Annotated in this window: 15 protein-coding genes; 11 read left to right on the top strand and 4 right to left on the bottom strand. The window is 75.1% G+C overall.

Features of this window, described 5'->3' with window-relative positions; genetic code table 11:
• Window positions 1-111: 111 nt before the first annotated feature.
• From BDZ31_RS01750 to BDZ31_RS01740, 3 genes are all read right to left on the bottom strand, one after another.
• Window positions 112-1,662 carry a family 43 glycosylhydrolase gene (locus BDZ31_RS01750; RefSeq protein ID WP_183338386.1) on the bottom strand — a complete coding sequence of 517 codons (1,551 nt, stop codon included), beginning with the start codon at window positions 1,660-1,662 and terminating at the stop codon, window positions 112-114.
• Between the two features lie 29 nt (window positions 1,663-1,691).
• Window positions 1,692-2,807: a CapA family protein gene (locus tag BDZ31_RS01745; protein WP_221242782.1), complete on the bottom strand. Its 1,116-nt coding sequence runs from the start codon at window positions 2,805-2,807 to the stop codon at window positions 1,692-1,694.
• 160 nt (window positions 2,808-2,967) lie between these two features.
• Window positions 2,968-3,480: a MarR family winged helix-turn-helix transcriptional regulator gene (locus BDZ31_RS01740; RefSeq protein WP_183338384.1), complete on the bottom strand. Its 513-nt coding sequence runs from the start codon at window positions 3,478-3,480 to the stop codon at window positions 2,968-2,970.
• Between the two features lie 77 nt (window positions 3,481-3,557).
• On the opposite strand from BDZ31_RS01740, the gene BDZ31_RS01735 reads away from it, so the two are divergent.
• Window positions 3,558-4,199, top strand: a complete 642-nt coding sequence (locus BDZ31_RS01735) for an FMN-dependent NADH-azoreductase (RefSeq protein WP_183338382.1) — start codon at window positions 3,558-3,560, stop codon at window positions 4,197-4,199.
• Window positions 4,200-4,287: 88 nt separating this feature from the next.
• On the top strand, window positions 4,288-4,932 hold the full coding sequence (locus BDZ31_RS01730) for a hypothetical protein (protein ID WP_183338380.1): 645 nt from the start codon (window positions 4,288-4,290) through the stop codon (window positions 4,930-4,932).
• 25 nt (window positions 4,933-4,957) lie between these two features.
• Here BDZ31_RS01730 and BDZ31_RS01725 read toward each other — a convergent pair whose 3' ends face one another.
• Window positions 4,958-5,449 (bottom strand): nitrogen regulation protein NR(II), encoded by a 492-nt coding sequence (locus BDZ31_RS01725; protein WP_183338378.1) that lies wholly within the window; start codon window positions 5,447-5,449, stop codon window positions 4,958-4,960.
• Between the two features lie 116 nt (window positions 5,450-5,565).
• On the opposite strand from BDZ31_RS01725, the gene BDZ31_RS01720 reads away from it, so the two are divergent.
• From BDZ31_RS01720 to BDZ31_RS01680, 9 genes are all read left to right on the top strand, one after another.
• Window positions 5,566-6,090 carry a PadR family transcriptional regulator gene (locus BDZ31_RS01720; protein ID WP_183338376.1) on the top strand — a complete coding sequence of 175 codons (525 nt, stop codon included), beginning with the start codon at window positions 5,566-5,568 and terminating at the stop codon, window positions 6,088-6,090.
• A complete protein-coding gene (locus BDZ31_RS01715; RefSeq protein WP_183338374.1) occupies window positions 6,087-6,776 on the top strand; it encodes an ATP-binding cassette domain-containing protein in 690 nt (229 codons plus the stop codon). Before BDZ31_RS01720 ends, BDZ31_RS01715 begins: the two co-directional genes overlap by 4 nt.
• 70 nt (window positions 6,777-6,846) lie before the next feature.
• Window positions 6,847-9,132, top strand: coding sequence for an FtsX-like permease family protein (locus tag BDZ31_RS01710; RefSeq protein WP_183338372.1), 2,286 nt, complete (start codon window positions 6,847-6,849; stop codon window positions 9,130-9,132).
• A gap of 221 nt (window positions 9,133-9,353) precedes the next feature.
• Window positions 9,354-10,748, top strand: coding sequence for a hypothetical protein (locus tag BDZ31_RS01705; protein WP_183338371.1), 1,395 nt, complete (start codon window positions 9,354-9,356; stop codon window positions 10,746-10,748).
• A gap of 124 nt (window positions 10,749-10,872) precedes the next feature.
• Complete coding sequence (locus BDZ31_RS01700) at window positions 10,873-12,783, top strand: glycoside hydrolase family 15 protein (RefSeq protein WP_183338369.1); 1,911 nt, start codon at window positions 10,873-10,875, stop codon at window positions 12,781-12,783.
• A 205-nt stretch (window positions 12,784-12,988) separates the two neighbouring features.
• Window positions 12,989-14,125: a sugar ABC transporter substrate-binding protein gene (locus tag BDZ31_RS01695; protein ID WP_183338367.1), complete on the top strand. Its 1,137-nt coding sequence runs from the start codon at window positions 12,989-12,991 to the stop codon at window positions 14,123-14,125.
• Window positions 14,126-14,151: 26 nt separating this feature from the next.
• A complete protein-coding gene (locus BDZ31_RS01690; protein ID WP_183340916.1) occupies window positions 14,152-15,660 on the top strand; it encodes an ATP-binding cassette domain-containing protein in 1,509 nt (502 codons plus the stop codon).
• Complete coding sequence (locus BDZ31_RS01685) at window positions 15,657-16,703, top strand: ABC transporter permease (protein WP_183338365.1); 1,047 nt, start codon at window positions 15,657-15,659, stop codon at window positions 16,701-16,703. Before BDZ31_RS01690 ends, BDZ31_RS01685 begins: the two co-directional genes overlap by 4 nt.
• 90 nt (window positions 16,704-16,793) lie before the next feature.
• Window positions 16,794-18,020 carry a M24 family metallopeptidase gene (locus BDZ31_RS01680; RefSeq protein WP_183338363.1) on the top strand — a complete coding sequence of 409 codons (1,227 nt, stop codon included), beginning with the start codon at window positions 16,794-16,796 and terminating at the stop codon, window positions 18,018-18,020.
• The last annotated feature ends 44 nt before the right edge of the window (window positions 18,021-18,064 follow it).

Here is an 18,064-nt window from a genome sequence, read left to right as displayed (position 1 = left end):
TGCTGACCTGAAGCCTGCCGAGCCGTCGCCGCACCGGCCGCCCGCCGCGCTGTCCGGCCGTCGTCGAGCGCCCCGTCGAGCGGACGCCGGACGAGCGCGCGGCGCGACCGACTAGCCCGAGATCCTCAGCCGCTCGAAGCGCGCCTGCGCCGTGCGCGGCCCGCGGCAGGTCAGCGCGAGGCGCACGACGCGCCGCTTCGGCGGGGTCGCGAACGCCCCGCCGATGCGGTACGTCCGCCCGCCGGCGCGCACCGACAGCCGCACGAGCCGGCTGTCGCGCACGGTCAGCGCGAGCGTCGGGGTCGCGCGCACGGCGCCCGCCGGCGGCGTCACCGTCGCGAGCGTGCGGCCCGCGCCGGCGCCGGCCCTGCCGCGCCAGGCGCGCAGTCGCCCGTCGGCGAGCCGCTCGACGCCGATCGCCTCGCCGGCGTGCTCGTCGCCCTGGACGGCGGCGAGGCCCGGGACGCACCCGCGCGCCGTCGTGCGCACCTCGGCGCGCACCATCCTGCCGGCGACCTGTCGCGCGAGCACCGCGCCGCGCGGCTGGCCGCCGAGCGTGATGCGGCCGTCGCGCTGGCTCGCGCGCGCCGGTCTGTTCCACGGCCACTCCCAGCCGACGTCGAGCGACGGCGCGTTCAGGTCGGGGGTCTGACGCAGCGGGGCGCGGAAGGCGAAGCCGGGCGGCCCGGGCGCGCGCAGCAGCGGTCTGCCGGCGTCGCCGAGCACCGGCCAGCCGTCGAGCCCCCACCTGAGCGGCTCGAGGAAGACGTTGCGGCGGGCGTTGACCGGGTCGTCGGCGAGCACCGCGTGGTGGAGGAACCAGCCGCCGCCGAGCGGATCGTCGACCGGCGTGCCGTGACCGGGGCAGCGAGCGCGCGGCGTCCCCGCGAGCGCCAGGCGGGGCGCCCGCACGTACGGCCCGAGCAGCCGGTCGGAGCGGGCGATCGCCTGGACGTAGTCGCACGGCGGCTTGCAGCAGTTGCGCGCCGCGAACGTGAGGAAGAAGGCGCCGTCGCGCGCGATCACGGCCGGTCCCTCGACGACGCCGTCGTCCCCGGGCGCGACCGCGATCAGCAGGCGCTCGGGGCCGGTGACGCGCAGGCCGTCGGCGCTCAGCTGCTGCGCCCAGATGCCGCCCTCACCGGCGAAGCGGCGATAGAGCAGGTAGGGGTTGTCGTGCTCGTCGCGCGCGACGAAGGCGTCGATCGCCCCGTCGGGCGGGCACAGCAGCGGTCTGCCGAGGTCGCGGTACGGCCCGTCGGGGGAGGCGGCGCGCGCGACGCCGATGCACGGCGCGTGGATGTCGCGCTGCGGGCGGGCGGTGAAGTAGATCCGCGTCTCGCCGTCCCAGCGGACCAGCTCGGGCGCCCAGAACGGCGCGCTCGCCCACGCCGGCGGCCGTGCCATCGCGGCCGGCAGCCGCTCCCAGTTGACGAGGTCCCTCGAGCGGAAGAGCGGGAAGATCGGCGCCCACGCGCGGCTCGTCACCGACAGGTAGTAGACGTCGCCGTCGCGCAGCACCGTCGGGTCGGCGAACTGGCCCGCGATCACGGGGTTGGAGAAGGTCGGCGCGGCGCTCCGCGCGGCTGCGCCGGAGATGGGCGGCAGCGCCGCTGCGAGCGCGAACAGCCCGACGAGGGCGGTGACGACACGGCTGGGCACGCTCGTGCCAGCGTATCGGTGCCGTCCGGTCACTCCGCTGTCAGGTACGCGCCGCTCGGGCGCGCGGCGAGCCCGGTGCAGCCGCGCAGCTCCCGCCACGCGGCGCGGGCGGCGTCGGCCGCGCCGCCGCGCACCGGCACCGGCGCGCCGTCCTCGATCACGGCGGGCCGCCAGCGGTGGCGGTCGACGCGGCGGCCGGTCACGGTCACGAGCAGGACGCCGCTCGTCGTTCTCGGCGCTCCCTTCGCGTAGAAGGCGAGGTTGCCGAGGCCGTAGGCGACGAGCGTGCGGCCCTGGTAGCCGGCGCCGAGCAGGACGTGGGCGTGGGAGCCGACGACGACGTCGGCGCCGGCGGCCGCGAGCAGTCTCGCCAGCGGCGGCTGGCTCGGGTTGGGGCATTGGCCCAGCTCGGTCCCCCAGTGGAGGAAGACGACGACGGTGTCGGCGCTCGCGCGCGCCTCGCGCACGGCCCGCACCAGCCCCCCGAGGTCGCGCGCGGTCGCCATCCCCGGCTGCTCGTCGGTCACCATCCATTCGCCTCGCAGCTCGTCGTCGAGCACCTGCGAGGCGGCGACGATCGCGATCCGCTGGCCGTTGACGCGCGTCCGGTACGGCGCGAACGCGGCGTCGCGGTCGGCGCCGACGCCGATCAGCGGCATCCCCGCCCGTCTCGCCGCCTCCAGCGACTGGACGAGGCCGGCGCGACCGCAGTCGAGCCCGTGGTTGTTGGCCATCGTCGTCACCGTCACGCCGGCCGCTCTCAACGCCGCGAAGGCGCTCGAGCCGACCGCGAAGGTGAACTGCTTCGGCTGTCTCTGCGGGCACCCGCCGTCGGTCGTGACCGCCGTCTCGAGGTTGACCATCGCGACGTCGGCGCCGCGCAGCAGCCGCGGCAGCGGGTCGAGCGCCGTGCGCGGGTCGGCGTCCAGCCGCGTGCGCAGGCCCTCCTCGAAGTGGACGTCGCCTCCGAAGGCGAAGGTCACCGAGCGGCCGCTGCCGAGCGGGTCGGGCTCGGCGGAGGCGACGGCCGGGCCGCCCGCGCCGGCGCCGCCGCAGCCGGCGAGCGGCAGCGCGAGCGCGGCGGCCGCGGCGAACGGCATCACGACGTGGGCCGCGCGACGGCGGCGGGCGGTTCCCCTCGACACGGCGACTGATTCGACGCGCCGCGCCGTTCTCTTGCCATTCGGTGCATCGTAGATGGCGCGTCGGCGCTCTATGAGGGCCGCGTCACCCGGCGGGTGACGGCCGGCGCGCCGGCGCTCAGGTCGCGCGCCGGCCTGCGGCGCTCCGCCCGCAGCGCGCCGCTCAGGCGGCCGGGACGGCGCCCTCGTCCTCGTCGCGGGCGGTCTCGACCGGGTCGCGCAGGCCGGCCGCGGCGGCGCAGTCGAGCACGTGCCCGGCGGTCGCGCGCTGGAGCAGCGCGCGCAGGGTCGCGCGCTCCTGCTCGCTGAGGCCGTGGAAGATCTCCGCCTCGGCCTGCTCGATCGCCTGCTCGGCGCCGGTCAGCGCGCGCTCCCCGGCCGGCGTCAGCTCGACGATGTGGCGGCGGCGGTCCTCGGCCGAGCGGCGGCGCTCGACGTAGCCGTCGCCCTCCAGCTCGTTCAGCAGGCCGACGAGGTTGGTGCGGTCGATCGCGAGCGCGGAGGCGAGCGCCTGCTGCGTCGCCGGCGCGTGCTCGCGCAGGACGGTCAGCGCGACGAGGTGGCGCTGGCGCAGGCCGCGCGCGTCGAGCGTCGCCTCGGTGTGGACCCGCGACAGTCGCGCGAGGTGGTCGAGCAGCGCCGAGACGGAATGGGGCGTGGTGCGCGCGGTCGCCATCGCTCGATTGTAGGTGGCTGCCAAACATGTTCTACACTGCAACTCGTTTGTGCTCCACAAATGTTTTGTGAGGAACCATGGCCCATCTTCTGCATCTCGACGCGAGCATCCAGGGCGATCGCTCGATCAGCCGTTCGCTGAGCGCGCGCGCCGCCGAGCGCTGGAAGCGCGCGCATCCCGGCGGCACCGTCGTCCATCGCGATCTCGCGGCCGACCCGCTTCCGCACCTCGACGGCGACGCATTCGCGGCGCGGGCCGTCCCCGCCGAGCGGCGCACCCCCGCCCAGGCCGCCGCATACGAGCTGTCACGGCGCCTGGTCGACGAGGTGAAGGCGGCCGACGTCGTGCTGCTCGGCCTGCCGCTCTACAACTTCGGCGCTCCGAGCACCGTCAAGGCGTGGGTCGACCACCTGCTCTTCCCGGGCCTGTCGACCGATCCGGCGGGCGGCGACGGCCTGCTCGGAGGGACCGAGCTGATCGTGCTCGCCAGTCGCGGCGGCGGCTACGGGCTCGGCACGCCGCGCGAGGGCTGGGACCACGCCGGCGCCTGGCTGCCGCACGGCCTCAGCATGACCGGCCTGGAGCCGCGCTTCATCGTCGCCGAGCTGACGCTCGCCGACGTCACGCCCGCGATGGCCGAGCTGCGCGACCTCGCCGCCGAGAGCCTGGAGGCGGCGCGGCGCGAGGTCGACGGGCTGTGGACGCCGGTGGCCGCGTAGGCCGCTCGGGCCCGGCGGGTCGGCGGGCCGGCGCGCGCCGGCCCGCCGCTCAAGCCCGCCTCCCCGCCGCCGATCACCGGGTCAGCAGATGAGCCTCGACCTCGCGCTCCAGCGGATCAGCCAGATCCAGGCGATGATCGCGCCGCTGCACGGCGGCGCGGCGCTCCCGCCTGCTCCGGCGACGGCCGCGACCGCCGTCGCGAGCCAGCCGCTGGCGACCGCGGCGCTCGCCGGCCCCGGCGCGACGACCGGCGTGCAGCCGGCGAGCTTCGGCAACGTGCTCGCCGGCGCGACCGGGGCGCTGTCGGCGAAGGCCTCGTCGCTGATGACGCCCGGCCAGCGGGCCTTCGCCGGCCAGCTCGCCGCCGAGACCGGCCTCCATCCGCAGGTGATCGCGTCCTGGATGCTGGCCGAGCAGTCGAGCACCGCCGCCAGATCGCGCGAGGCGCAGGGCAACCACAACTGGCTCAACATCGGCTGGACCGACTCGGGCACCTACGGCGCGAACGCAGCGGTCTGGTCGGACCCGATCGCCGCCGCGCACGCGACCGCCGGGTGGCTGAAGGGCGAGGACACCGTCGACGGCTACGGCCGCGCGAGCGCCGGCGTCCAGTCGATCCTCACGACGGCCGGCCAGGCGCCGGAGGCGCAGATCGCGGCGCTCCAGCGCTCCGGCTGGGCGTCGAGCGGCTATCCGGACCTGCCGGTCCTCTACCGCCAGATCGGCGGCTGAGCGCGAGGCCGCGGGCGCGCGCCCGCTACTCGAGCACGACCAGCGAGGCGCGCGGCGGGCCGCAGAGGCCGACGCGCGCGCTCATCCGCACGCCGAAGACGTTGGCGGGGCGGACCGTGGCCCGGTGCGGCTCGTCGTCGCCGCGGGCGGAGAGGTGGATCGCGTGCGCGAAGCCGGTCGGGCCGCCGGCCTCGGCGTCGGCCGGCGCCAGCAGCTCGGCGACCGGCCGGCCGACGACGTCCTGCTCCCTGACGGCGAGCAGCCGCTCGGCCGCGGCCGACAGCGCCTGGACGGCGAGCGCGGCGTCGACGATCAGGAAGGACTCGCCGGCCTGCGGGACGAGGTCGTCGCGCGCCTCCAGCAGCAGGCCGAGCCCGCAGTCGCCGCAGACGCGCGCCGGCGGCGCCGGGACGACGTCGCTGAGCGCACCGCAATGGCCGCAGAACCAGCGCGTCGAACGCGGCTCCTCGCCCGTCGCGGGGACGAGCCGGAGCGTGGGGCGGTGCGCCGAGGCCATGCGGCGAGTATCGCAAGCGCGCCTGTTTCGGGTGTAAGGGTTTGGTGTGACGGACGGCGTCTGTCGAGCGAATGTCTATACACCCCGGGTATACACCGCGTGTATAGTGCTCGCCCATGTCGATCGCGAAGACCTTCCTCGGGCTGCTCGAAGCCGGGCCGCGCCACGGCTACGACCTCAAGCGCACCTACGACGAGCGCTTCGGCCACGATCGCCCGCTCGCCTACGGGCAGGTCTACGCGACGCTCTCGCGCCTGCTCAGAAACGGCCTCGTCGAGGTCGACGGGATCGAGCCAGGCGGCGGCCCGGAGCGAAAGCGCTACGCGATCACCGACGCGGGCGTCGCCGACGTCGGCCTCTGGCTCGGCCAGCCGGAGAGACCGGAGCCCTACCTCCAGAGCACGCTCTACGCCAAGGTCGTGCTGGCGCTGCTGACCGACCGCCCGGCGAGCGACGTGCTCGACGTCCAGCGCGCCGCCCATCTCCAGCTGATGCGCGAGCTGACGCGCCGCAAGGCCGCCGGCGACCTCGCCGACCAGCTCGTCTGCGACCACGCGCTCTTCCACCTGGAGGCCGATCTGCGCTGGCTGGAGCTGACCGCCGCCCGGCTCGACCAGCTGCGGGCCGAGGTGGTCGCGTGAGCGCCTCCGAGCCGCTGCTGGCGGCGCAGGGTCTGCGCAAGGCGTTCGGGCAGAGCACGGCGCTCGACGGCGCCTCGATCGCCGTCGCCGCCGGCGAGGTGGTCGCAGTCATGGGCCCGTCGGGCTCGGGCAAGTCGACGCTGCTGCACTGCCTCGCCGGCATCGTCCGCCCCGACGAGGGCCGGGTCAGCTACCGCGGCCGCGACCTGACCGCCTGCGACGACGCCGCGCTGAGCGCGCTGCGGCGCGGCGAGTTCGGCTTCGTCTTCCAGTTCGGCCAGCTCGTGCCGGAGCTGAGCTGCGTCGAGAACGTCGCGCTGCCGCTGCGGCTCGACGGCGCCTCCCGCCGCGACGCCGAGCGCCGGGCGCGCACGTGGCTGGAGCGGCTGGAGGTCGGCGAGCTGGCCGCCAAGACGCCCGGCCAGATCTCCGGCGGACAGGGGCAGCGCGTCGCGATCGCCCGCGCCCTCGCGACCGAGCCGTGCGTCCTGTTCGCCGACGAGCCGACCGGCGCGCTCGACTCGCTCAACGGCGAGCACGTGATGCGGCTGCTGCGCGAGGCCGCGCACGACAGCGGCGCCGCGGTCGTGCTCGTCACGCACGAGCCGCGCGTCGCCGCCTGGTCGGACCGGGAGGTCGTCGTCCGCGACGGCCGCACCCGCACGACCGCGCCGGTGGCGTCGTGAGGGCGCGCCCCGGGATCGCGCCGGTGACGCCCGTCGACGCGGCCCGCCTCTCCGCGGCGGAGGTCGGCTCGTGAGGGCGTGGGCGCGCGAGCTGGCGATCGGGGCGCGGCTGGCGCGCAGCGGCGGCCGCGGCTCGCTGACGCGCGTCGCGCTGACCGCGGTCGGCGTCGCGCTCGGCGTCGCGCTGCTGCTCGTCGCCGCGTCGGTCCCGCGGATGATCGACGGCCGCGACGCCCGCGACGCCGCGCGCGCCGACGCGGCGTCCAAGGAGGCGCGTCAGCGGGCGGGCGATCGCACGCTGCTGGTCGCCGACGCCAACTGGGAGTTCCGCGACCGCGACCTCCGCGGCCGCCTGCTGAGAGCGGAGGGAGCGCAGGCGCCGATCCCGCCCGGGCTCGACCGCCTCCCGCGACCGGGCGAGCTGTTCGTCTCGCCGGCGCTCGCGACGCTGCTGCGCTCCAAGGAGGGGGCGCTGCTGCGCGAGCGGCTGCCGCACCCGATCGCGGGGACGATCGGCGACGAGGGCCTCGCGGGACCGGCCGAGCTCGCCTTCTACCTCGGCAGCGACGCGCTCGCCGATGCCGGCGCCCGTCGCATCGACCGCTTCGGCGCCGACGTCGAGCCGGAGGGGCTCGACCCGGTCCTGCAGGCGCTCGCGGTCGTCGTGCTGACGGCGCTGCTGGTGCCGGTCGCCGTCTTCATCGCCGCCGCCGTCCGCTTCGGCGGCGAGGCACGCGACCGGCGGCTGGCGGCATTGCGGCTGCTCGGCGCCGACATGCGGATGACGCGCCGGATCGCCGCCGGCGAGGCGCTCGTCGCGGCGCTGCTCGGCCTGCTGCTCGGCGGGCTGCTGTTCCTGCTCGTGCGTGGTCTGGCGCGCGACGTGACGCTCTGGGATCTGAGCGTCTTCCCGGCCGACGTCACGCCGAGCGTGCCGCTCGCGGCCGCCGTCGCGCTCGGCGTCCCCGCCGCCGCGGTGCTCGTCACGCTGGTCGCGCTGCGCGGAGTCACGGTCGAGCCGCTCGGCCTCGTCCGCCGCGCTGCGCCGCGCCGCCGCCGCCTCTGGTGGCGGCTCGCGCTGCCGGCGGCCGGCGCGCTGCTGCTGCTCCCGCTGGTCGGCGCGGGCGATGCCGCGTCGGGGTCGGGCGGGGAGGCACAGCTCGCCGCCGGCGTCGTGCTCGTGCTCGTCGGCATCGCGGCGCTGCTGCCGTGGCTCGTCGAGGCGGTCGTTCGGCGGCTGGGAGGCGGTGGCGTCGCGTGGCAGCTCGCGACGCGGCGGCTGCAGCTCGACAGCGGCGCCTCCGCGCGCGTGGTGAGCGGGATCGCCGTCGCGGTCGCCGGTGCGATCGCGCTGCAGACGACCTTCTCCGGCGTCGAGGGCGACTACGTCACCGGCCGGGAGGCGAGCGGCGACGCGGTCGCCGACGTGTGGCTGGCAGACGACGGCGGCGGCCGACTCGGCGGCGGCGCCGAGCGGCTCGCGGCTGCGCTGCGGGAGAGCGCCGGGGTGCGCGGCGCGCTCGCGGTCGAGCAGCTGGAGGCGTCCCATGGGACCGCCTCCGAGATCGTTCGCGTCGCCGACTGCGCGACGCTCCAGGCGGTCGTCCCGGTCGGCCGCTGCGCGGACGGCGACGCCTTCCTGCTCGACGGCATGACCTCGCTGCGACCGGGCGCGAGGGTGCGGCTCGGCGACGCGGTCGCGTGGACGGTGCCGCGCGACGCGCGCGTCGTCGACTTCCCCGGCACCGAACCGGCGCAGGGCGCGGTCCGCTCGATCCCCGATCCGGTGCTCGCGACGCCCGGCGCGCTCGCGGGCGTCGCCGTGCCGCCGCGGACGCTGCTCGCGTCGGTCACGCTCGACGAGACGACGCCCGACGCGATCGAGCACGTCCGCAACGCCGTCGCGCGACTCGACCCGACCGCCGACGTCTTCACGATGGGCGACCGCAGCTACAGACGCCAGTACGCCACCCTGCGGCGGGCGCTGTTCGCCGGCGCGGTGGCGGTGCTGGCGCTGATCGGCGCGAGCATGCTCGTCGGCGGGCTCGAGCAGCTGCGCGAGCGGCGCCGGCCGCTCGCCGTCCTCGCCGCGTTCGGCACGCCGCAGAGCGCGATCGCCCGCTCGATCCTGTGGCAGACGGCGATCCCCGTCGCGCTCGGCCTGGCGCTGTCGGTGCTCGCTGGCGCCGGCCTCGGCGCGGCGCTGCTGCGGATGGTCGGCGCGCCGGTCAGCCTCGACCTCGGCAGCATCGCCGGCCTGACCGCCGCCGGCGCCGCCGTCGTCCTCCTCGTCACCGCCGCCAGCCTCCCCGCCCTGCGCCGCACCATGCGCCCCGAGGGGTTGCGGACGGAGTAGGGGCGCGGCTCGCCCCCGGCGCGTCCGCTGCGCCGCCCCGTGCGCGCACCGCTGGCCTGCGCTCCTCCGCCGGGCCGGTCGACGGCGCGGGGCGGGCGGCGTAGGATCGTCGTCGTGACCGCGCGCAGCTTCTTCCGCCTGACGCCGCCGTAGCCGCCCGCCGGCGGTTCGGTTCGGTGTCCGCGCCGGCTCGGGCCGGCGCCTGACGGAAGGAGACCTCGATGTCGGTCTACGGCGCGCTGCTGGCGCGGCCGGGAGCGCGGGCGCTGGCATGCGCCTGCGCGCTGGGATGGCTGTCGTTCGGCGGCCTGGTGCTGGTGATCGTGCTCGCGGCCGAGCGCGCGACCGGTTCGTTCCCGACGGCGGGCGCGACGGCCGCCGCCTTCACGGCCGCCTCCGCGTCGCTCGCCCCGCTGCGCGGCCGTCTCGTCGACCGCCGCGGCGGCCCCGCGCTGCTCGCCCTCGCCCTGCTCCACGCACTCGCGCTGACCGCCTTCGCCGCGGCAGCCGGTGTCGTCGTCATGCCCGGCGCGCCGGCCGATGGCGGCATGCCGGCGGCCGGTGCGGGTGGTGGCGGCGCCGTGCTGGCGGCCGGCGGCGACGCAGGGGTGGCGGGCGTCGGCGTACTGGCGGCCGGCGGCGACGCAGGGGTGGCGGGCGCGCCGACCGCCGCGCTGATCGTCTTCGCCGCGCTCGCCGGCGCCTGTGCCCCGCCGCTGGTCGCCGCGGCGCGAGCGCTGTGGCCGCGCGTCGCCGGGCCGTCGCTCGTCCGCACGGCGCACGCGCTCAACGCGCTGCTCGGCGATCTCGGCGGCGTCGCAGGCCCCGCGCTCGCCGCGCTGTTGACGACCGTCGCCGCTCCAGCGGTCGCGCCGGCGCTCCTCGCGCTCGGCCCGCTCGCCGGGGCGCTCCTGCTCGCCCGTGCGGCCTCGGCGCTCCCCCGGCCGGCCCCGTCGCCCACCGATCCGGCGGTCGGGGGAGACGGGGGAGACCTCTGTCATCCAGGTGTTGCAGAGCGACACCTGGATGACAGAGGTCCGGGTGAAGGCGGTCCGTGCGGCGCAGGTGGGCGGCGCGGGGTGCTGCGCGGCAACCGCGGGATGCAGGTGCTGCTGGCCGGCGACCTGCTCGCCGGCACGCTGCTCGGCGCCGCCGAGCTGCTCGCGCCGGCCCGCGCCGAGGCCGCCGGGACGCCGCAGCTCGCCGCGCTGCCGCTCGCGCTGCTCGCGGCCGGCAGCGCGGCCGGCGCGCTGTGGAGCGGGCGAAGCCGCCGCGCGGGCGCCCCCGCCGCCCGCGCCCTCGGCGGGCTGGCGCTGCTCGCGACCGCGCTCCCGGCCGGCCTGCTCGCCTCCCTGCTCAGCCCGACGACCGCATCCCCGCACGCCGCCGGTCTGCTCGCGACGCCGCTCGGTGCGTCTGGCAACCCGCTCGCCCCGCTCTGCCTGGCCTTCCCGCTCGCCGGCGTCGGCTACGGGCTCTTCACCGTCGCGCTGCTGGAGCTGCTCGACCGCCTCGTCCCCGCCCGCAACGCGGTCGAGGCGCTGACCTGGCTGACGACCGCCCAGGGCGCCGGCCTCGCGCTCGGCACCCTGCTCGGCGGGCTGGCCGCGGGGTAGCGGGCGACGTCGGGAACGAGCGCGCGCATGCGCCGTCTCCGGCGGCGCCCCCACGCCCGGACGAACCTCCCCCTCCCTTTGGACATACGCCCGTCCCCGCGAGGCAGCTACATTTCTTCGTCTCGTGGAGTTCGAAGTCGCAACCGCCGAGCCCGCAGCGCAGGAGATCCCGCTCGGCGGGAGCCCCTATCCGCCGATCGCCGACTACGGCTTCCTGTCGGACTGCGAGGTGTGCGCGCTCGTCGCGCTGAGCGGCAACATCGAGTGGATGTGCCTGCCGCGGATGGACGGGCCGTCGGTCTTCGCCAGCATCCTCGACCGCCACGCCGGCCGCTTCCGCGTCGGCCCGCGCGACGAGGTCGTGCCGGCCGACCGCCGCTACCTGCCCGGCACGATGATCCTGGAGACGACGTGGGGGACGCCGACCGGCTGGCTGGTCGTCCGCGACCTGCTCGTGATCGGTCCCTGGCACCACGGCGACGAGCGCTCCAGGCGCTACGCCCGCTCGCCGCGCGACCACGAGGCGGCCCACGTGCTGCTGCGCACGATGCGCTGCCTCAACGGCTTCGTCGACGTCGAGCTCGACTGCGAGCCGGCCTTCGACTACGGCCGCACCCGCGGCACGTGGGACTACGCCGGCGACGGCTACGGCGACGGCATCTGCTCGGTCGAGGGCAGCGACCTGCAGCTGCGGCTGCGGACCGACATGCGGCTCGGCTTCGAGGGCCCGCGCGCCCGTGCCGAGACGCGCATGAGAGCCGGCGACACGCTCTTCTGCGCGCTGGGCTGGAGCAGCCACCTGCCGCCGGAGACCTTCGAGCAGGCCCACGAGCAGCTCGGCTACACGGGCAACTTCTGGCACGAGTGGATCAGCCGCGGCCGCTTCCCCGACCACCCGTGGCGCGTCTACCTGCAGCGCTCGGCGCTGACCTTGAAGGGCCTCACCTACGCGCCGACCGGGGCGATGATGGCGGCGGCGACGACCTCGCTGCCCGAGACGCCCGGCGGCGAGCGCAACTGGGACTACCGCTACACCTGGCTGCGCGACTCGACCTTCATGCTGTGGGGGCTCTCGACGCTCGGCTTCGACCGCGAGGCCTCCGACTTCCTCTACTTCATCACCGACCGGCTGGAGGCCGGCGGCCGGCTCGGGATCATGTACGGGATCGACGGCCGCGAGAGGCTGGAGGAGCAGATCCTCGACCACCTCTCCGGCTACGAGGGGGCCAAGCCGGTCCGCATCGGCAACGGCGCCTGGGACCAGCGCCAGCACGACGTCTGGGGCGTGCTGCTCGACTCGCTGCGGCTCCACATCCGCTCCGGCGACCGCCTCGACGACCGCCTCTGGCCGCTGGTCGTCAGGCAGGTCGACACCGCCGTCGCCGAGTGGCGCGAGCCCGACCGCGGCATCTGGGAGGTGCGCGGGGAGCCGAAGCACTTCACCTCCTCGAAGATCTTCTGCTGGGTCGCCGCCGACCGCGGCGCGCGGCTGGCGCGGCTGCGCGGCGACCGCGAGTCGGCGAAGCGGTGGCGCGCGGCCGCCGACGAGATGCACGCCGAGATCTGCGAGCAGGGCGTCGACGAGCGCGGCGTCTTCGTCCAGCACTACGACACCGACGCGCTCGACGCCTCGCTGCTGCTGATCCCGATGCTCGGCTTCCTGCCGGCCTCCGATCCGCGCGTGCGCAACACCGTGCTGGCGATCGCCGACGAGCTGACCGTCAACGACATGGTCCTGCGCTACAAGGTCGAGGAGACCGACGACGGCCTCGTCGGCGAGGAGGGGACCTTCGCGATCTGCTCCTTCTGGCTCGTCTCGGCGCTGGTCGAGATCGGCGAGGTCCAGCGCGCCCGCGACCTCTGCGACAAGCTGCTCTCCTACGCCTCGCCGCTGGCCCTTTACGCGGAGGAGATCGATCCGCACAGCGGCCGCCACCTCGGCAACTTCCCGCAGGCCTTCACCCACCTGGCGCTCATCAACGCGGTGATGCACATCATCCGCGCCGACGAGGCGCTGGTCGAGGACATCCGCTAGCCGCTCCGGCACACGCGATCGGCGCCGCCGGCGCGTGCGGTCGCACGCGACGGGCTGACCTGCGCGCGGCCTGGGAGAGGCGGCGCGACGGCCGCCTCTGACCTGCTCGGAGCGGCGCTCTGGACAAACGGGTCCGATCTGCCATAAGCTTTTGGCAGACCTGCCACAAGGTTTTGGCAGGGTGACCCGGAGGAGAGCACCACCTATGAGCCGACTTCGCGCCGCCGTCGCGATGGCAGCAGCAATCGCCCTTGTCTCGGGCTGTGGGAGCGACTCGTCGTCGAGCGGATCCGACGTCTCGGACGACGCGTACGTCGCCGAGGTCCAGGCGCGCCTCGACGAGCAGTACAGAGGCACGTTCAAGGCCCCTCCCACGACCGCGCCGAGAGCGCCGAGGGACTACAAGGTGTGGGTCATCTCCTGCGGCGAGCAGGTGACGTACTGCGCCGAAGGCTCGAAGGGCCTCAAGGAGGCCGGGCGATCGCTCGGCTGGGAGGTCGACGTGTTCGACACCAAGGGCAATCCCGCGAGCCTCGGCGAAGGCGTCTCCCAGGCGGTGGCGGCCGGCGCCGACGCGGTCGTCCCGTGGCTGATCGACTGCTCCTCCGCCCGCGGACAGCTGCAGGCGGCGAAGCGCAAGGGCGTGACCCTGTTCGGGATCGAGTCGCTCGACTGCAGCGAGACCGACGAGACCCAGGAGCCGCTCTACGACGGCGCGGTCGAGTACGCCGAGGGCACCTTCGCCGAGTTCATCGCGGCGTACGGCCGCCAGCAGGCCGACTGGATCATCGCCAAGACGGAGGGCAAGGCGAAGACGCTGGTGTTCGAGAACAGCGAGTCGCAGGGCGTCAAGATCCAGAACGCCGGGCTCTACGAGCAGCTCAGAGCGTGCGCGGGCTGCGAGATCGTCAAGGTTCCCTTCACCTACTCCGAGCTCGGGAACCCGCTGCAGTCCAAGGCCGAGCAGGCGCTGATCAAGAACCCGGACGCGAACTCGGTCTACACCAACATCGACGCGATCATCAGCAGCGGCGTCGGGCCGGCGATCCAGTCGCAGAACCGCGGATCGATGTTCGTGATGGGCGCCGAGGGGCTCGCGCCCGCCCCCGACCTGGTGCGGGCCGGGATCCAGCAGGACGCCGGGATCGGCTTCGTGCCGAAGTGGGAGGGCTATGCCGCCGTCGACGGGCTGATCCGCCTCGCCAACGGCGAGAAGACCGAGAGCTCGGGCATCGGCCTGCAGACGTGGGACAAGGACCACAACCTCCCGGCCGAGGGCGGCAGCTTCGAGCCGCCGATCGATTTCGTCGCCGCCTACGAGAAGGCGTGGGGAGTCGGGTGAACGTCGCTGCGGCGAGTCCCTCGCGGGTGCTCGTGGCCGCCCGGGAGCTGCACAAGGCGTTCCCGGGCACCGTCGCGCTCGACGGCGTGTCGCTCGAGCTGCGCGCCGGGGAGATCCACGCGCTGCTCGGAGGCAACGGCTCCGGCAAGTCGACGCTGACGAAGGCGCTGGCCGGGGTGCAGCCGGCAGATCGCGGGACGCTCGTGCTCGGAGACGCCGAGCACGACGCGAGCACGTTCACGCCCGACGACGCCTGGGAAGCGGGCCTGCGCTTCGTCCACCAGCAGCCGTCGACCTTCCCGGACCTGACGGTCGCCGAGAACCTCGCGGTCGGGGCGCAGTTCGAGCGCTCGGCTCTGGGGCAGATCAGCTGGTCCCGTCAGCGGCGTGCGGCGCAGGCGATCCTCGACCGGTTCGAGGTGCCCGTCTCGCCGCGCGCACGGCTGTCGGACCTGAGCGCCGCGAACCGGACGCTCGTGGCGATCGCACGCGCGCTCGCCTCCCAGCGCGAGGAGGGCAGCGGCGTGCTCGTCCTCGACGAGCCGACGGCGTCGCTGCCCGAGCGCGACGCGCAGCACCTGCTCAGCTCGCTGCAGCGGTATGCGGCCGAGGGCCGGTCGATCGTCTACATCTCCCATCGCCTGCCGGAGGTCCTGCAGATCGCCGACCGCGTGACGGTGCTGCGCGACGGCGTCGTCGCGGGCTCGCTGGAGCGCGCCGAGATCGACCACGACCGCCTCGTCGCGCTGATCGTCGGCGGACAGCTCGACCACCGCGCCGCGGCCGACCGCCCGGCGCTCGCCGCCGGCACGGCGCCGGCCGTCACCGTCCGGGGGCTCGCGTGCGGCCGGGCGAGGGGGATCGACCTCGACCTGCGACCGGGCGAGATCACCGGTCTCGCGGGCCTCGTCGGCTCGGGCCGCTCGAGCATCCTGGCGGCGCTCGGCGGAGCGCGCGCGGCAGCGGGCGACGTGACGGTCGACAGCCGCCCGCTGGCGCTCGGCTCCGTCGCGGCGGCGATGGCGGCCGGCGTCGCCTACCTGCCCGAACACCGCGGCGACATGGGCTTCTTCGACCACTCGCTGACCGACAACCTCGCGATGGTCGTCATGCCAAGGTACCGGCGGGGGCTCGGCTCGATCGACCGCGCCGGCGCGCGTCGCGCCGCCAGAGAGCTGATCTCCGGCTTCGGCGTCCGGGCCGCCTCCGAGGAGGCGCTGCTGTCGACGCTGTCGGGCGGCAACCAGCAGAAGGTGCTGCTCGCCCGCTGGCTGCAGCGCGACCCCCGGCTGCTGCTGCTCGACGAGCCGACCCACGGCGTCGACATCGGCGCGCGCGCCGAGCTGCACGCGGTCATCAGAGCCGCTGCGGCCGGCGGCGCGGCGGTCCTCGTCGCCTCCTCCGACGCGGAGGAGCTGGTCGCGCTGTGCGACCGCTGCGTGGTCCTGGTCGCGGGCCGCATCTCGGCCGAGGTCCCGTGCGCCGACCTCACGGCCGACGACCTGAACACCTTGACCTATGCGGAGGCACGATGAACGGAACGACGGAGGCCGATCCGATGGAGGCAGCCGGCGCACCGGCGGCCAGGAGCGGCGAGGCGAGGTCCGGGCGCTCGGGCTTCGGCCACACGGTCGAGGCGCTGACGCTCGCGCTCGTGACCGTCGCGCTGTGCGTCTTCTTCGGCGTCTGGGGGGAGACCAGCGCGACCTTCCCGACCACGGCCAACATGGAGGCGCTGCTCGCCAACCAGGCGGTGCTCGGCGTCGCCACGCTCGCGATCCTCGTCCCGCTGGTCTGCAACCAGTACGACCTGTCGGTCGGCGCGAACCTTGGGCTCTCGGCTGTGCTCGCGGCGAAGGTGCTGAGCGAGGGGGCGCCGCTCCCGGCGGCGATCGCGGTCGCGCTCGCGGTCGGCGCGCTCGGCGGCCTCGTGAACGGCCTCGTCGTGACGCGGGGACGGGTCAACGCCGTCGTCGTGACGCTCGGCACCGCGCTGGTCATGACCGGCGCGGTCAACGGCATCACGGGCGGGCAGGCGATCATCCAGGGGATCCCGTCGGATCTGATCTCCTTCGGGTCGAGCCAGACGCTCGGGGTTCCGAACCTCTTCCTCGTCCTGGTCGTCCTCGCGCTGCTCGCGTGGCGGGTGCTGGAGCACATGCCGATCGGCCGCTACCTGTACGCGCTCGGGTCCAACGAGGAGGCGGCCCGGCTCGTCGGCCTGCGCCCGCAGCGGCTGGTGCTGATGTCGTTCGTCACGGCGGGCCTGCTCGCCGGCGCGGCCGGCATGCTGATGGTCGCGCGCACCGGCGGCGCGAGCCCGCGGGTCGGCGAGACGTACACGATGCCGGCGTTCGCGGCCGCCTTCCTCAGCGCCGCGGCGATCCGCCCCGGGCGCTTCAACGTCTTCGGCGCGATCGTGGCGATCATCTTCCTCGCCGTGCTCAAGAGCGGCCTGAACCTGGCCGGCGTCCAGCCCTACGTCAGCGACATCGTCAACGGCGTCGCGCTCGTGGCCGGCGTCGCGCTCGCGGCCTATCTCGGTCGCCGGCGCCTGCGCGCCGCGCGCGGCTCCTGAGCGGCGCGGCAGCGCCGGAGCGATCGCTCCGAGGCCGTGCCTCGGACCGTGACAAAACCTTTCAGCAACCCATCCAACGACAGGACGACGATGTACTTCACGCAGGACGAATACGAGAGCCGCTGGGCGCGCCTCGACGAGCAGCTCGAGCAGATGGGCTACGACACCGCGGTCATCTGGCAGCGCAGCGGCGGCAGCTACGACCGGGCCGGCAACGTCTGGTACCTCTCCAACTACGCCTCGCACGCCTCGGGCCAGGAGTCCTCGGCCGGCGCCAGCCAGCTCGGGCTGAGCTTCGCGGCGCTGCTGTTCCGCCGCGGCCACGCGCCTGAGCTGCACATCGCGGAGGAGACCCACACCGTCGAGCGGCGCTACGTCGCGGTCGACAGCTTCTTCGCCCACACGGAGAACCTGCCGCTCGGGCTCGCGAAGCGGCTGAGAGAGCTCGGCATCGCCGGCAGAGTCGCCTACCTCGGCGACGACTTCCTGCCGGCGCAGATGTACCGGGTCCTGCTCGCCGAGACGCCGGAGATCGAGTGGGTCCCGGAGGAGTACCTGCTCTACGGCCTGCAGAGCAGGAAGAGCGAGCGCGAGCTCGACCTGATCCGCGAGGCCGGCGAGATCTCCAGCGCCGCGCTGACGGTCTTCATGGAGGGGCTGCTGCGCGGCGAGCGGCAGTGCGACGCGGCCGCCGAGGCCGGCTCGGTGATCATCCGGCGCGGCGGCGGCTTCCAGCGCCTTGGGTGCCACACCGGCGCCGAGAGCGAGATGTCGATGTGGGACTACCCGCTGTACGGCTACTCGAAGACGGCGCCCCAGCCCGGCGACATGGTCCGGGCCTGGGTCTACGGGCCGATCTTCGAGGGCTACTGGGTCGATCCGGGCCGCAGCTCGGTCTGCGGGCGCAACCCCTCGGCCGAGCAGCGCAAGCTGGTCGAGAACACCGTCGAGCTGACCGAGCGGATCATCGACGCGGTGAGAGTCGGCGCCACGCCGCGCGACGCCGGCATCGTCGGCGACGACCTCGCCAAGTCGATGGGCTACGGCGAAGAGATGGGCGGCGCGCTGTGGGATCTGTACGGCCACGGCCTGAGCACCTACTTCCACGGTCCGATCATCCCGTCGCACGGCGCGGCGACCTTCGAAGACGACAGAGGCTGGTGGAACGTCGACGAGCCGTTCTTCGACGGCCAGGTGATGACCGTCGAGACGTTCGTGCAGGAGCCGGGCGTGGGGATGGCCTCCTTCGAGGAGATCCTGATCGTCCGCGACGGTGCGCCCGAGCGCCTGACGACGACGCCGATGCTGTTCTGGTGAGCGGCGACCGGGTTCGTTCAGCGGCGGCGCCCGACGGGCGCCGC

Source organism: Conexibacter arvalis, from assembly GCF_014199525.1.
Classification (GTDB): Bacteria; Actinomycetota; Thermoleophilia; order Solirubrobacterales; family Solirubrobacteraceae; genus Conexibacter; species Conexibacter arvalis.
Note: the sequence above shows the minus strand (reverse complement) of the source record. Positions and strands in the feature narration are given on the sequence as shown.

Bases quoted from the DNA above. Each gene is read 5' to 3' on its own strand.
- BDZ31_RS01680 (WP_183338363.1), top strand. From the start codon at position 16,794: ATGTACTTCACGCAGGACGAATACGAGAGCCGCTGGGCGCGCCTCGAC.
- BDZ31_RS01685 (WP_183338365.1), top strand. From the start codon at position 15,657: ATGAACGGAACGACGGAGGCCGATCCGATGGAGGCAGCCGGCGCACCG.
- BDZ31_RS01735 (WP_183338382.1), top strand. From the start codon at position 3,558: ATGGCCCATCTTCTGCATCTCGACGCGAGCATCCAGGGCGATCGCTCG.
- BDZ31_RS01725 (WP_183338378.1), bottom strand. From the start codon at position 5,449: ATGGCCTCGGCGCACCGCCCCACGCTCCGGCTCGTCCCCGCGACGGGC.
- BDZ31_RS01720 (WP_183338376.1), top strand. From the start codon at position 5,566: ATGTCGATCGCGAAGACCTTCCTCGGGCTGCTCGAAGCCGGGCCGCGC.
- BDZ31_RS01740 (WP_183338384.1), bottom strand. From the start codon at position 3,480: ATGGCGACCGCGCGCACCACGCCCCATTCCGTCTCGGCGCTGCTCGAC.
- BDZ31_RS01730 (WP_183338380.1), top strand. From the start codon at position 4,288: ATGAGCCTCGACCTCGCGCTCCAGCGGATCAGCCAGATCCAGGCGATG.
- BDZ31_RS01705 (WP_183338371.1), top strand. From the start codon at position 9,354: ATGTCGGTCTACGGCGCGCTGCTGGCGCGGCCGGGAGCGCGGGCGCTG.
- BDZ31_RS01695 (WP_183338367.1), top strand. From the start codon at position 12,989: ATGAGCCGACTTCGCGCCGCCGTCGCGATGGCAGCAGCAATCGCCCTT.